The 12,998-nt window shown below is 66.9% G+C and carries 10 protein-coding genes; 6 read left to right on the forward strand and 4 right to left on the reverse strand.

Annotation, left to right across the window (positions count from 1 at the left end; genetic code table 11):
- Window position 1: 1 nt before the first annotated feature.
- From C662_RS13600 to C662_RS13615, 4 genes are all read left to right on the forward strand, one after another.
- Entirely contained in the window at window positions 2-1,003 is a 1,002-nt protein-coding gene (locus tag C662_RS13600) for a DUF6976 family protein (protein WP_002930153.1), read from the forward strand.
- Between the two features lie 139 nt (window positions 1,004-1,142).
- Window positions 1,143-2,777, forward strand: coding sequence for a methyl-accepting chemotaxis protein (locus C662_RS13605; RefSeq protein WP_002930155.1), 1,635 nt, complete (start codon window positions 1,143-1,145; stop codon window positions 2,775-2,777).
- 149 nt (window positions 2,778-2,926) lie between these two features.
- A complete protein-coding gene (locus tag C662_RS13610) occupies window positions 2,927-3,142 on the forward strand; it encodes a YdcH family protein (protein ID WP_002930158.1) in 216 nt (71 codons plus the stop codon).
- Window positions 3,143-3,279: 137 nt separating this feature from the next.
- A complete protein-coding gene (locus tag C662_RS13615) occupies window positions 3,280-4,062 on the forward strand; it encodes an alpha/beta fold hydrolase (RefSeq protein WP_232433275.1) in 783 nt (260 codons plus the stop codon).
- On the opposite strand, the gene C662_RS13620 is transcribed toward C662_RS13615, so the two are convergent.
- Window positions 4,041-4,925 carry an endonuclease/exonuclease/phosphatase family protein gene (locus C662_RS13620; RefSeq protein ID WP_002930162.1) on the reverse strand — a complete coding sequence of 295 codons (885 nt, stop codon included), beginning with the start codon at window positions 4,923-4,925 and terminating at the stop codon, window positions 4,041-4,043. The genes C662_RS13615 and C662_RS13620 overlap by 22 nt on opposite strands.
- Before the next feature lie 125 nt (window positions 4,926-5,050).
- Between C662_RS13620 and C662_RS13625 the strand changes: the two genes are divergently transcribed.
- Both C662_RS13625 and C662_RS13630 read left to right on the forward strand, forming a co-directional pair.
- The gene (locus C662_RS13625) at window positions 5,051-6,814 is read left to right on the forward strand and encodes a sensor histidine kinase (protein WP_002930163.1); all 1,764 of its coding nucleotides are present in this window, start codon (window positions 5,051-5,053) and stop codon (window positions 6,812-6,814) included.
- Entirely contained in the window at window positions 6,811-7,440 is a 630-nt protein-coding gene (locus C662_RS13630; protein ID WP_002930165.1) for a response regulator transcription factor, read from the forward strand. Before C662_RS13625 ends, C662_RS13630 begins: the two co-directional genes overlap by 4 nt.
- A 106-nt stretch (window positions 7,441-7,546) precedes the next feature.
- Here the strand turns inward: C662_RS13630 and C662_RS13635 are convergent, their stop codons facing one another.
- The 3 genes from C662_RS13635 to dsrO are packed head-to-tail and all read right to left on the reverse strand — an operon-like array spanning window position 7,547 to window position 12,546.
- Window positions 7,547-10,642: a molybdopterin dinucleotide binding domain-containing protein gene (locus C662_RS13635; protein WP_002930167.1), complete on the reverse strand. Its 3,096-nt coding sequence runs from the start codon at window positions 10,640-10,642 to the stop codon at window positions 7,547-7,549.
- A 25-nt stretch (window positions 10,643-10,667) separates the two neighbouring features.
- Complete coding sequence (gene nrfD, locus C662_RS13640; protein ID WP_002930168.1) at window positions 10,668-11,765, reverse strand: NrfD/PsrC family molybdoenzyme membrane anchor subunit; 1,098 nt, start codon at window positions 11,763-11,765, stop codon at window positions 10,668-10,670.
- Window positions 11,766-11,787: 22 nt separating this feature from the next.
- Window positions 11,788-12,546 (reverse strand): sulfate reduction electron transfer complex DsrMKJOP subunit DsrO, encoded by a 759-nt coding sequence (gene dsrO, locus C662_RS13645; protein WP_002930169.1) that lies wholly within the window; start codon window positions 12,544-12,546, stop codon window positions 11,788-11,790.
- Between the last annotated feature and the right edge of the window lie 452 nt (window positions 12,547-12,998).

A 12,998-nucleotide genomic window follows, 5' to 3' on the forward strand; every position in this document is an offset into this window, starting at 1 on the left:
CGTGGCTGGGACTCCTCTTGAGCAAAGCGCCTCCGCACACGGTTCGTTACTCGGCCTTGTCGAGGCAGCACGGCGCATCGAACGTGGCGCCTTCCTGACCATTGCCGGCGACGAGGACTTGCTGCGCCAGCTGCCGCGCGGCAACTGGATCGGCGGCACGATTCCGTACTTCATGGCGCAGGACGGCGGCGAGATGAGCCGCAATCGCGTATTCGTGAGCGAGATCGCACACGTCTCGCCAGTACCGCGGATCCGCTTCCATGACGTGACCTCGCTCGACCGGATATGTGTGGAAGCCCCGGACAACGGCTACTCCATACTGATCATTCCGGCGTTCTCTGCGGTGCACTCGCATTACGCGCGCAACGCGCCGGGGTTCGACGACATGTTCGTAAAACCCCTCGTCGGCTGGGTATCGGGCTGCCACCTCGACGATATCGAACGCGCCACCCCCATGGTGATCAACGGGCAAACGGGAGAGTTCGACTCCGAGCGCGCGGTGGTGATGCATGTCACTCTCCCGGACGACTGCTACGCCCGGGTGGAGATCATCAATCTGTTGGCGCAAGGCCGGGGCGACGACATCCGCTTTCCGGAAACGGGCTTCTCGGCACGCGAATGCCTCGTCAATGGCGCTCCGTCGCTCCTTGCGGACTACCTCGAAGCACATGGCGGCGATCTGCGCCTGCCCTTGGTCGCCGACTATTGCGGGGCGATGGTCAACGTGTCCTTCAAAAGCATCGATGCCAGCACCAGGCGCGTCGATTTCTACGCCCCCGTATTCAAGGACACCACCTATCGCCTGGCCCGCCGGCTGCCGCCGACGCACTCGAGCGCAGAGGGCGGACACGCGGCGTTCTCGTGCAACTGCATTCTCAACTACGTCCATGACGGCCTGGAGGGGCGCCGAACAGGCGCCTTCACCGGACCGATGACCTTCGGCGAGATCGCCTATCTGCTGCTCAACCAGACCTTGGTCTACCTCGTGATCGATCGCATGTGACCAAAGGCTCGCTGAAGCTCGCCCCCCGCCGCCTCGGTCGTGGCGGAGCGAGCCGTAGCATTTCGCAATAAACTGCTAAAGTCTCCAGGCTTATAGCCGATACCGGCGTTGAGTACATCAACGGTGCCTGGGGACAGCCATGCTCGACAACCTGAAGTTCAGAACCAAGATCATCCTGCTGATCGCCGCCACCTTCCTGGGCCTGGCTACCGTCATGGTCCTGGATGCGATCCAGCTCAAGGCCGAGCTCACCGAAACACGCAAGCTCCAGGTCCGCTCCATCGTCGAGAGCGCCGTGCAGGTCTCGGCTGCCTTTCACGCCCGCAGTGGCGAGCTGGGCACTCCGGAAGCCCAGTCGAGGGCCATCCAGGCCATTCAGGCAATGCGCTACGGCGGCGACGACGGCAAGACCGAATACCTCTACATCTACGACCTGTCGGCGACGACGGTGATGCACCCCTTCCGCCCGGAGTGGAAGGGGCGCGATGTGAGCAACGAGGTCCGTGACGGCAAGGGGCGTTACACGATCAAGGACGTGGTCGGCACAGCCAGCCGCAACGGCTCCGGCTACGTCGATACCGCCTTCCCCCGTCCGGGCAGCACCGACCCGGTCGACAAGCTGCAGTACGTCGCCACCTTCGCGCCCTGGGGCTGGGTCATCGGTACCGGGGTGTACATGGATGACGTCGAGACCCAGTTCTGGAACAGCGTGCTGGTCGATATGCTTGTCAGCCTGGTGATCATGCTGGTCGTGGTGGCGCTCGGTGTTCAGATCGGCCGCTCGGTGCTGCGCCAGATCGGCGGCGAGCCGACCGAAGCAATGCGCCTGATGGACCTCGCCGCCTCGGGAGACCTCACCGTTGCCATTCCCAACGCGCAACGCGGAAGTCTGCTCTCCGAGCTGTCGCGCATGCTGAGCGCGATTCGCCAGATGGTGGGCGAGATCTCGGCAAAGTCCGGCGTCGTGCGGCACACCGCCGAGAACATCTCGACCTCGTCGGGCCAGGTCGCCCAAGCCTCGCTCCGCCAGTCCGACTCCACGGCAGCCATGGCTGCCGCGATCGAGGAACTGACCGTCTCCATCAACCACATCTCCGACCTTGCCCGCGACACTGAGCAGTACTCCTCTTCGGCAGCGCAGCTGGCCCAGGGCGGCGAGGCGCAGGTTGCCGAGGCGGCGCGCGAGATGACCGTGATCTCCGAACAGACCTCCGCCGCTGCGGGAATGATCCGCTCGCTCGAGACGCGTGCCAACGAGATCTCCAAGATCACCGAGGTAATCAAGGAAATCGCAGCACAGACCAACCTGCTTGCCCTCAACGCTGCCATCGAGGCCGCTCGCGCAGGCGAGCAAGGCCGCGGCTTCGCGGTGGTCGCGGACGAAGTCCGCAAGCTTGCCGAACGGACCTCGTCCGCGACCGAAGAGATCAGTGCGATGACGGGCGCCATCCAGAGCGACACGGGCAGCGCAGTCGAATCCATGGACAAGGCACTGCCCCAGGTCGAGCGCGGCGTGGAGCTTGCCCGCGAGGCCGAACAGTCGCTGCGCAAGATCCGCGAAGGCGCGCACACGACGCTCGACCGCATCCGCGAGGTGGCGCTTGCCACCCGGGAACAAAGCGCCGCCAGCACGGCCATCGCGCAGCAGGTCGAGAGCATTGCCCAGATGGTGGAAGAAACCAGCGCATCCACCGAACAGACCGCCTCATCGGCAACGTCCCTGGACACCATCGCCAGAGAACTCGGAGAGCTGGTGTCACGCTTCCGTCACTGAGCGGACGGTTGAGGCGCCGTCAGCGGCGCCCACCCTCCTGCGCTTCATTGCGCATTGTCAGGCCCGCCTGCCCCGCATACCATTGGCAAACAATGGCGGGGCAGACGTGCGCTTGAGCGCATGCAGATCCAGATCGGGGGAGCGTATTCATGACGGACGAGCAATTCGACGAGGTCACCAGCCTGCGCGGGCGCCTCGAGGAGCTGCGCAGCGAGCATCGGGACCTGGACGATGCGATCACGCGCCTTGCGCAGCAGCCCTCGGAAGACGAGCTGATGCTGCGCCGGCTCAAGAAACGCAAACTCGCGCTCAAGGATCGCATCACCGCCATCGAGCACATGCTGGACCCTGACGAATACGCCTGACGCATCGGGCCTTGCACGTCGAGCCGCAGCCCGGCTACCTTCCGCACCCCCTTCCGCACCCCACTCACCGTGCATCAAGCCCTGCCGCACAAGCTGCCGGGCGCATTGATGCAAGCTGCAAGTCACCAGAGACATCCATGCCTACGATTCCTCTCCGCGGCCATATGGCCGCCTATGACGATTTTGGCCCGACGACGGCCCACCCCCTGCTCCTTGTCCACGGTGCCGGACACGACCGCGGCATCTGGCAAGCTGTTGCCGAAGGCCTGGCTCAAGCCGGCAGGCGCACGATCGCCGTCGATCTTCCTGGACATGGCAGTTCAAGCGGCGACGCGTGTCTCGGCATCGATGCCATGGCGGACTGGGTGCTCGCATTCGCGGACGCCGCTGGCCTGGGTCGCTTCGACCTCGGCGGTCACAGCATGGGCTCGCTGGTCGCACTCGCCGCAGCGGACTCGGCCCCTACACGGGTGGGCCGCCTGGTGTTGATCGGCAGCCTGGCGCCCATGCCGGTCGCCCCCTTCGTGCTCGATGCCGCGCGTAACGACCCTCAACAGGCGCACGCCCTGATCAACAAATTCTCCTTCGCTCCGGCGGAGTTGATCGGCGAAGCCCGTCGACAGGCGCTGGAGGAAGCCAATACCGCGCGCATGCAACGCAACGGCGCAGCAGTACTGGCCTCCGATCTGGCGGCCTGCGACGCCTGGCAGGACGGCCTGGCCGCCGCCGCCAGACGCCGCGGCCCAAGCCTGTTGCTGTGCGGCGAGGTCGACCGCATGACCCCGCTCAAGGCCGTGACCCCGCTCGCCGACGCCCTCCAGGCAGAGGGCAATGCGCGCCTGGTCGTGCTTGCAGCCTGCGGCCACGGCATGCTCGACGAGAACCCCGCTGCCGTGGTTCAGGCCCTGCTCGAAGACTGAGCCTCGAAGGTGAGCACCACCGGCTGGTGGTCCGACGCCGCCGTGTCCGCCATGACCTCCAGCTCGCGCACACGGGCCGCAAGGTCGGTGGTGACGAAGAAGTAGTCGCAGCAATAGGCGCGATCAGGCCACTCGGCGCCATGCAGGCCGACTGTGGGCGCATGAGGCTGCGCGCCATGAACGAGCTGCCACGCGTCTACCCAGTGCGCACGCGCATCGCCCCAGGGTGCCGCCGGTAGCGGCTGCAGCATGGCAAGATGCTCGGCCGAACCGGGCTCGCAGTTGAAATCCCCGCACAACACGGCCGCTGCCGGGCGCTGCGGCGCGGCAAACGACGGATTCGCCTCCTTGAGTGCGGGCGGGCGCGCGGCCAGATCGGCTGCCTCGGCCTGCAGACCGCGCAGCGCCTCGACCTGGGCGCGACGCTGGACCGCCGAGTAGTACTCCAGGTGCGTGGTCATCACCCGCAGCGCGCCCCACGGCGCCTGCACCACGGCCTCCACGCACACACGCTGCATCGCCGGGTACGCCGGGTCCGCGGGCGAAGGCAGCAGGTGCCTGAACACCTGTCCGACAGGCAGGCGCGACAGCAGCAGGTTGCCGAAGCGGGCACGCCCGCCCTCGCCGTCCGGCAGATCGACGGCCGCCGCATAGACAGCCTCATACCCCGCAAAGGCCGCGCCCAGCGCAGCGGCTTCATCCTCCCGCGCCCCGCCTGCCAGCCCGGGGAAATTGCACGCAACCTCCTGCAGGCAAATGACGTCGAAGTCTCCTGCCGCCCGGATCGCCGCCGCGCTGCGGGCGAGGTCCACCCGCCCATCGGCCCCACGCCCCCACTGGATGTTCCAACTCAGCAGCTTCATGCCCTGCTCCTCCCCTCATCCGAGATCCATGCGCCAGCGGGCTTGACGCCTCTGCCGCAAACAGCGATTTTGCACCCATGTCCAGGCCTCTTTATGTTTCTCGCCTCTGCGCCGCCCTGGGGTGCATGCTGCTTGCTCTCCTGCCCCTGGCACCCGCCTGTGCAGCCCAGCCCCTGCGCATTGGCGTGCTCGCCTTCCTCGGCTCGGAAGCCGCAGTCGAAGAATGGTCACCCGTCCTACGCCGGCTGCAGGCCAGCCTGCCTGGACACACCCCCGCACTCGTCCATCTCGACCATGATGGCTTGCGCCTTGCTGCGAGCCAAGGCGAACTCGACTTCATCATCACCAACCCGGGACACTACGTCGAGCTCGAAGCTGAACTCGGCGCCAGTCGAATCCTCACGCTCGACGCCGGCGGGGGACGATCACCCGAGCGTGCATTGGGCTCTGCGGTGATCGTACCGGCAGACAGCCCGCTTCATAGCCTCGCCGAGTTGCGGGGCAAGCGCCTGGCCATCGTCGGCCGTGAAGGCTTCGGCGGCTTCCAGATGTTGTGGGGAGAGCTCGACGCACTCGGCCTGTCGCCCGAGCGGCATCTCGCCGCCCTGCATGAAGTCGGCTTCCCGATGAGCGGCGTAGTCGCAGCGCTTGACGCCGGCTTGGCCGATGCGGGCGTGCTGCGCAGCTGCCTGCTCGAGAACCGGGCGGACTGGCAGGAGCGTTTTCGCGTACTGTCGCCGCGCAACGAGCCTGGCTTCGCCTGCGCCAGCTCCACCCCGCTCTACCCCGACTGGCCACTCGCCGCCCTGCGCCACACGTCCCCAGAGCTTTCACGTATGGTCGCGATCGCGCTGCTCGGCATGCGTACCGAGCGTGACGGCCTGGCATGGGCGGTACCGGCGGACTACCAGGCGGTCCACGAGTTGTTCCGGCGCCTCGAGATCGGTCCCTACGCTTACCTGCGTGCCCCCACGCTGATGGCGCTGGCCGAACGCTACTGGCCATGGGTAGCAGGCTTTGCGTTGCTGCTCCTGGGCTGGATCATCTATACCGTCCGTGTCGAACACTTGGTGCAGCGCCGCACCGCCGAACTACGCCATGCTCTCGCCGAGCGGGAGGCTTTGACGCAACACATGCATGCCGCACAGGAGCAGGCGGAGCACCTTTCGCGCCTGTCGGTACTGGGCGAGTTGTCGGGCACCCTCGCCCACGAACTCAACCAGCCGCTGGCCGCCATCGCAAACTACGCCAACAGCCTGGTGCGCCGAGCCGACAACCAGCGCCTGACAGAAGCTGCAGTGCGCGAGGCAGGTGGCGAGATTGCCGGCCAGGCCGAACGCGCCGCGGGCATCCTGGGCCAAATCCGCGTCTTCGCACGCAAGCGTGCCGCGAGCCGCGAACGCCAGCCCGTACGCGACGTCGTCGATGAGACTGTCGCCCTCTTTCGCGGCATGCTGGCGCACGCACCCGAGGTTCGGATCGCCGACGAGCTACCGGCCGATGCATGCACCGAGTTCGACCGCCTGCAGATCCAGCAAGTGATACTCAACCTGCTCAAGAATGCCTGGGACGCCAGCCACGGGCTGCCCGTCGCACGCCAGCGCATCCTGCTGACGCTCGACACCGACGCCGACAGCCTGCACATCCGCGTACGCGACTACGGCGTCGGAATCGACGCAGCCACGCGTAACCGGCTCTTCGAGGCCTTCTTTACCACCAAGGCCGACGGCATGGGACTCGGCCTGTCGATCTGCCGCGGCATCGCCGAAGCCCACGGCGGTCGGCTGAGCGCGGATATTCCGGACGACGGACCGGGCGCCATCTTCGTGCTCACCCTGCCGCAAGCCAAGCGGTACATTCAATCCACAGCGAAACCCACCGACGCATGAGCCCGAACGAAGAACCTCTGATCCACGTCATCGACGACGACGCCGCCTTTCGACGCTCGACCGTCTTCCTGCTCGAATCGATGGGCTGGCAGGTCGCTGCCCACGCTTCTGCCGAGGATTTCCTCTCCGCCGTAGCCGTCCCCACCCAGGCGGCCTGCCTGGTGCTCGACATCCGCATGCCCATGATGAGCGGACTGGAGCTGCAGCAGGTGCTGCACCAGCGCGGCTTCGAGGCACCGATCGTATTCATCACCGGACATGGTGACGTGGAGTTGGCGGTCCAAGCGATGAAGCACGGCGCCTGCGATTTTCTCAAAAAGCCGTTCAAGGACCAGGCCCTGATCGATGCTGTCGGCCGTGCGGTGAAGCTCGGCTGTGAGGCTCGCGCCCGCAGCGCGCGCTGCGAGGAGGCCAGGCTGATTCTAGAGCGCCTGTCGCCACGCGAGCGCGAGGTCGCCCGCCTGGTGGCCCTGGGGCTACCCAACAAGCTGGTCGGGCGAGAGCTCGACATCAGCGAGAAGACGGTGCATGTACACCGCCACCATGTCATGGAAAAGACCGGAGTCGGCAGCGCCGCCGAGCTCGCGCGCCTGATGCTGCGCGCGGACCCCGCCGGCCTGGACTGAGACGCGACCGCCCAATCACACCTCTGCCGGCGCGCCTGCGTTTGCATCGATCCCATGGCACGGCGGCAGCCGCGAATCGAACCGGTCGAGTCGCGGACTTCTGGCCTCACACCCGCTCAAGCCGGGCCGGAATACCCTGGCGCACCGAGGTGCCCGACACCGCATCCACCCAGATGCCCTTGCCACCACGCGTCGGGTCGGACAGGCCGAGGTCATTGAGGTTGATGCCCGCCCGCAGGTCGGGGCGGTCCGGCTGCACCCGGTCGCCGATCCGATGCGCCCGTGCGCCCAGTTCGAGGTGGCCGTAACCGTGCTCGATCGCCATCACCCCGGGCACCACACCCTCATGCACGATCACCGTGCATGCCGCCGCGCCGCCCGGGGTGCGAATGCGCGCGGCGTCGCCGGTCTTCAGGCCCTGCTTTTCGGCATCGACCGGATGCACGACCACCGGATTGTCCGGGTGCAGGCCGGTGATGCGGGTAGCGATGCTGTACGAGTTCTGTAGCGCCGACTTGTAGCTGATGATCTGCAGCGGCCAGTCCGCCTCGGTGTGCACCTCGCGCATCGGCGTGCCGTCATAGAAGGCCGGCGGCGTCCATTGCGCGCAGCCGAGGAAGCGCGCGCCGGAGAGCGTGTTGCGCGCGCTGCCGATCATCTCGTTCCACAGCCACAGCGGCTTCGTGAAGCGGTTGGCCTGCCACTCGGGCTGCTCCGCGTCCTGCGCCTCGGTGGCCGGCTGGTAGCGCCCGCCACGGGTGAACAGGAAGGCTACCTTGCGCCACTCCTCAGGCTTGAGCACGCCCTCCAGCTGCGGGCGCAGGCGATCGACACCGGAGAGCTGCAGATCCTCGTCGGTGGCGTCGGCCACCGGCGCCTTGCCAGCGAAAGCGATGTTGGCGCCGCCGCGCAGGTACCAGTCCTCGGGCGTCTCAAGCGGATGGCGCTTGCCGTCCATGTCGGCGATCGCCTCGCCGCCAAAGCCGGGCAGCTTCATCGCCTTTGCGAGCGCGATGTAGAAGGTCTCCATGCCGATCGGCGTACCGTCGGGGGTCTTGTCCGCCTTGGGTTCGACCACCGGCCAGCGCGCGGTCGTGGCCTTGGTGGGCACGCCATTCCAGGGCGCGGCCCAGCCCCAACTCTCGTACATGATCGAGTCGGGCACGATGTAGTCGGCAAAGGCGTTGCTCTCGTTGATCAGCGGGTCGACCGAGATGATCAGCGGCAGCTTCTTCGGGTCGGCGAGGTCGCGCTCGATCAGCGGGCGCACGCCGGTGATGCCGTACAGCGGGTTGCAGCTCCACAGCACCAAAGCCTTGAGGCTATAGGGATAGCCGCGCAGTGCACCGGTGAACCATTCTGTGCCCAAGCCCGGCGCGTTGGGGAACCAGGCGTCGCTAGCCGGATAGGGCTTGCCCTCGGCCTGGCGGCGCTTGAACTCGGTCGAGCGCTCGTAGGCCACGTTGCGCCCAAGCGGGGTGCCGGACGGCTTCAGCTCGCCCGGGAAGGTCTCGAGATCGTAGCGTGGGCCGGCACCATTGTCCTTGAAGCCGCCGCCGTTCATCACGAAGCCGCCCTTGCAGTTCAGGTTGCCGATCAGCGCGTTCAACGTGACCACGGCGTAGGCGTTGTAGAAGCCGTTGCCGGCCATCATGCCGCCGTGGGCAATCGCGCTCGCCTTGCGGCCGTGACGGGTGAACTCGTCAGCCAGGCCGACGATCACGTCCTCCGGGATGCCGCAGACGGCCGAGTATTCGGCGATCGACAGCGCACGCGCCGATTCGCGCAGCAGCTCGAAGGGCGTCTTCACCGTCACCGGCTTGCCGCCGAGCTCGATCACCCGCGTGGCCTCCAGCACCGCCGCCACGGTCGCGGTTTCGGCCGCAACCAGCTCGCCGCCGGCGGTGGCGATGACGTAGGGGTCGGCGTCCTTGTATTTCTCCTCCGCCGCGACTTCCATGCCGATGTCGGAGCCGCGCAGGAAGCGGCCCTGGCGCGGGTGGCCGTCCTCGGCGATCACCAGCCAGCCGGCGTTGGTAAAGGACGGCTCGCCCGCGGCCTGAGCGGCCTTGAGGTTGGGCCAGCCAAGGTAGGCGGTGTTCACGCGCTCGTTGTCGAACATCCAGCGCATCATGCCCATCACCAGCGCACCGTCGGTGCCCGGACGGATCGGCACCCAGCGCCCGTGCTCGGCGGCGGCAAGGTTGTGCGAGTTGTTCAGCACAGGGTCGACCACCACGTAATCCAGCCGGCCTTCGGCACGTCCCTTGGCGAGCATGCCGCCGGTGCGCTTGAAGGGGTTGCCGGCGTTGCCCGGCGCGGTGCCGATGAAGAGCACGAATTCGGCATTGGCCAGGTCGGGCTTGGCGTGCGGCATGCGCTTGACGTCGCCGAACAACGCACCCGAGCCGGAGCGGTAGGCGCCGCCGCAGTAGGAGCCGTGGCCGACGTGGTTGAGCGTGCCGTAGGCCTGGTTCCAGAAGCGGCGGCTGAAGTTCTCGCGGCCGTCATTGACGCTGGTCAGCACCGCGACCTGATTCACCCGCTTGCCCAACTCGGGGGCCTCGGCATCGATCGGCTTTTCCAGGTCGCGCAGTGCGGCCAGGCCATCGACATGGCCCTCGCCGAACAGGTCGCCGCCTTCCACCACTTCCTTCACCAGTTGCTCGAAGGAGATCGGCTGCCATTGACCGGAGTTGCGCGCACCGACGCGCTTCAGCGGGGTGAGCACGCGGAAAGGCGAGTTCATCTGGTCCATCGCCGCGTTGCCGCGGCCGCAGGCGGTCGAGCGCCCGGCCAGGCCCTTGTCCTGGAAGCGCGACATGGCGACCAGGCTCTCCTTGACCGACGCCTTCATCGGCAGGTGAGGCTCGGTCGACAGCGGGCTGTAGGGGTTGCCGACCACGCGGATGACCTGGCCGCTGGCCTTGTCGATGCGCACGCGCACGCCGCACTGGGTGGTGCAGCCCAGGCAGGCCGTGTAGCTGACCTGCTGGTTGGGGTTGGGGGTGAATTCGCCGCTCACCGGATCGACGGTGAATTCCGGTTCGGCCGAGCGGCCGTGGATGTGCCGGCCTTCGGCGATCTTCTTCTCTTCGGGGCCGGTGAAGTTGGCCACCATGCGGCCCAGAGTCTGCGAGAAGCCGGCAACGAAGGCGGCGAGGCCACCGGCGGCGATGATTTCACGACGTTCGATTTTCATGATGTATCTCCTTGGTCGCCCGCGCTCAGGCGGCAGCCTTGTCGGTGTCGCCGGCCGCGAGGCGGTCGAGCGGCAGCAAGGTGGTGATGAGGACGAAGAGGAAGACCCACAGCCCGGCGGTGCCGACGATGCCCATCAGGCCCTCGGGGCCGAGCGGTAGCGAATAGGTGTAGTAGCCGGCGCCGGTCTTGGGCACCTCCTGGCCACCGATGAAGATGGACCAGCGCATCATCCACGCCGAGTGCAGCGCCAGCAGGCCGATCAGCAGGCCGGACCCGGGCCACTTCCACGCCAGCAACAGGGTGAGCACGGTGGCCGTCACCGCCCAGGCCGCCGAGAACTGCCAGTTGGCCGAGGGACCGACTTCGGCGAGGGCCTGGGCATGGACCGGCGACACGCCGGAGAGCCCGAGCGCCAGCCACAATGCTCCCACCGCCAGGGCCACCACCTGGGTCGCGGCCAGCACCCCGGCCATGCGGCGATTGGCAGCCTGGTCACGCACGCTGAAGCGGTTGAACAGCAGTGCCAGGCCGACCGCGCCAGCGAAGGCGGTGACGAAGAACTGCAGTGGCAGCAGCGGCGTGTTCCACAGCGGACGAGCCTGCACGACCGCAACCTCGGCGCCGGTGTAAAGCGCCACCAGCGCGGCGCCGACGAAGGCGAGCAGCGCCGCCGCCTTGAGCGCGCCACGGCTGTCGTGGCCGCCGTAGGCGAGTACGTTGGCCAAGCCGGAGAGCTTGCCACCGCTTTGCGCATGGCGCGCCAGATCGGGGCGGAAGGCCAGCCAAGCGTAGGTGAGCAGCCCGCCCAGATACACCGGGATGAAGAAGGCGCCCCACGACATCCACGACGTCGGCGTGAAATAAGCATAGAAATGCCAGAAGCGGCCGGGCTGGTGCAGGTCCGCCAGCAGCGCCACCGGTGCGGCCAGGCCGCACACCAGTGCGCCGAGCAGGGCCAGACGCGAGATACCAGCCCAGCCCGGGCGGCGGAAGACGACGCCCGGCAGCGACAGCAGATACGCGCCGTAGGACAGGCCGATGAGGAAAAAGTACTGCACCGCCCACGGCAGCCACGCAACTTCGCGCGCAACGTTGATGGTTTCGACAATGTTCGGGTTCATGTTGGATCTCCTCGCGTGCGGTTCAGGCGTGCGGCAGACTGCGGGGCTTCCACAGCGTGCCCTGGCCCTCGACCTTGCCTGTGAAGCGCTCGTCGAGGCCGATGTAGAACACCCGCGGCGCCGTATCGAGCTCGGGCTTGAGCACCTTGAGCTGCGGCTGCGTCTCCTTCAGGCGGCGGGCGAGTTCGCCCTCAGGGTCGCTGATGTCACCGAAGATGCGCGCGCCGCCGACGCAGGTCTCGACACAGGCGGGCAACAGGCCGGCATCCACGCGGTGGGCGCAGAAGGTGCATTTGTCGGCCTTGCCGGTGTCGTGGTTGATGAAGCGCGCGTCGTAGGGGCATGCCTGCACGCAGTAGGCGCAGCCCACGCAGCGGTCGCCGTCGACGGCGACGATGCCGTCCTCGCGCTTGTAGGTGGCGCTCACCGGGCATACCGGGATGCAGGGCGGGTTGTCGCAGTGGTTGCACAATCGCGGCAGCACGTAGGTGCCGGCGGGCTGGGCGCTGTCGGTGAGCTTGACGCTGTAGGTCGACACCACGGTGCGGAAGCTGCCCTCGGGCACCGCGTTCTCCTGGATGCAGGACACCGTACAGGCCTGGCAGCCGATGCACTTGCGGACGTCGATCAGCATCGCCCACTGGTGCTTGGCTGTGCTGGCGATCGCTGGGGTGGGCACCGCTACCGCCGCAGCAGTCACTACCGGCACGCCGCGCAGGAAGTTGCGGCGTGAAGCCGAGGCTGGCGCTGCGCATGGCGGGGTTTCCAAAGCCTCTTTCATTTCAGTACTCCACGGGCCGTTGACGTGGATGACACTTTAGGCTTCCGATACCCATACAAAAATTGGGGAAATAAGGCAGGACGCTAGATGGTTCTACCTATTGCGTTCCGCTGCCCCCACGGCGATCAGGGACAGGCGCTGCACGCTATATGCGTCAATTCATCAGCCGCCTGCCCTGCTCTTGTGAGCGGCCTCGAAAAAATCCTCAAGGCAACCATGACCCCGTCGATACTCCTTTTTTCGTATGGGTCTCCTCATGGGCTCATGCACCAGTTGCGGCAGACGGCCGAGGGTTGCCAGCGCGGGAATGACCTCCGTCGCCTCGTACGACTGCCCTGGCCGGCGTCCTCGGGCATAATCGGACCCGCCTCCAGGGAGGAAAGCTCCGATTGCCGAGACGTACGCCGACGCGCACCGACGGGCACGGACACCACGCGACCATGTGCAGCGCA

The sequence above is a fragment of the Thauera sp. 28 genome (assembly GCF_000310145.2).
Taxonomy (GTDB): domain Bacteria; phylum Pseudomonadota; class Gammaproteobacteria; order Burkholderiales; family Rhodocyclaceae; genus Thauera; species Thauera mechernichensis.

What these genes read in the sequence shown, in the direction of transcription:
- C662_RS13615 (WP_232433275.1), top strand. Translation starts at nt 3,280, where the DNA reads ATGCCTACGATTCCTCTCCGCGGCCATATGGCCGCCTATGACGATTTT.
- C662_RS13630 (WP_002930165.1), top strand. Translation starts at nt 6,811, where the DNA reads ATGAGCCCGAACGAAGAACCTCTGATCCACGTCATCGACGACGACGCC.
- C662_RS13605 (WP_002930155.1), top strand. Translation starts at nt 1,143, where the DNA reads ATGCTCGACAACCTGAAGTTCAGAACCAAGATCATCCTGCTGATCGCC.
- C662_RS13610 (WP_002930158.1), top strand. Translation starts at nt 2,927, where the DNA reads ATGACGGACGAGCAATTCGACGAGGTCACCAGCCTGCGCGGGCGCCTC.
- dsrO (WP_002930169.1), bottom strand. Translation starts at nt 12,546, where the DNA reads ATGAAAGAGGCTTTGGAAACCCCGCCATGCGCAGCGCCAGCCTCGGCT.
- nrfD (WP_002930168.1), bottom strand. Translation starts at nt 11,765, where the DNA reads ATGAACCCGAACATTGTCGAAACCATCAACGTTGCGCGCGAAGTTGCG.
- C662_RS13625 (WP_002930163.1), top strand. Translation starts at nt 5,051, where the DNA reads ATGCTGCTTGCTCTCCTGCCCCTGGCACCCGCCTGTGCAGCCCAGCCC.
- C662_RS13620 (WP_002930162.1), bottom strand. Translation starts at nt 4,925, where the DNA reads ATGAAGCTGCTGAGTTGGAACATCCAGTGGGGGCGTGGGGCCGATGGG.
- C662_RS13635 (WP_002930167.1), bottom strand. Translation starts at nt 10,642, where the DNA reads ATGAAAATCGAACGTCGTGAAATCATCGCCGCCGGTGGCCTCGCCGCC.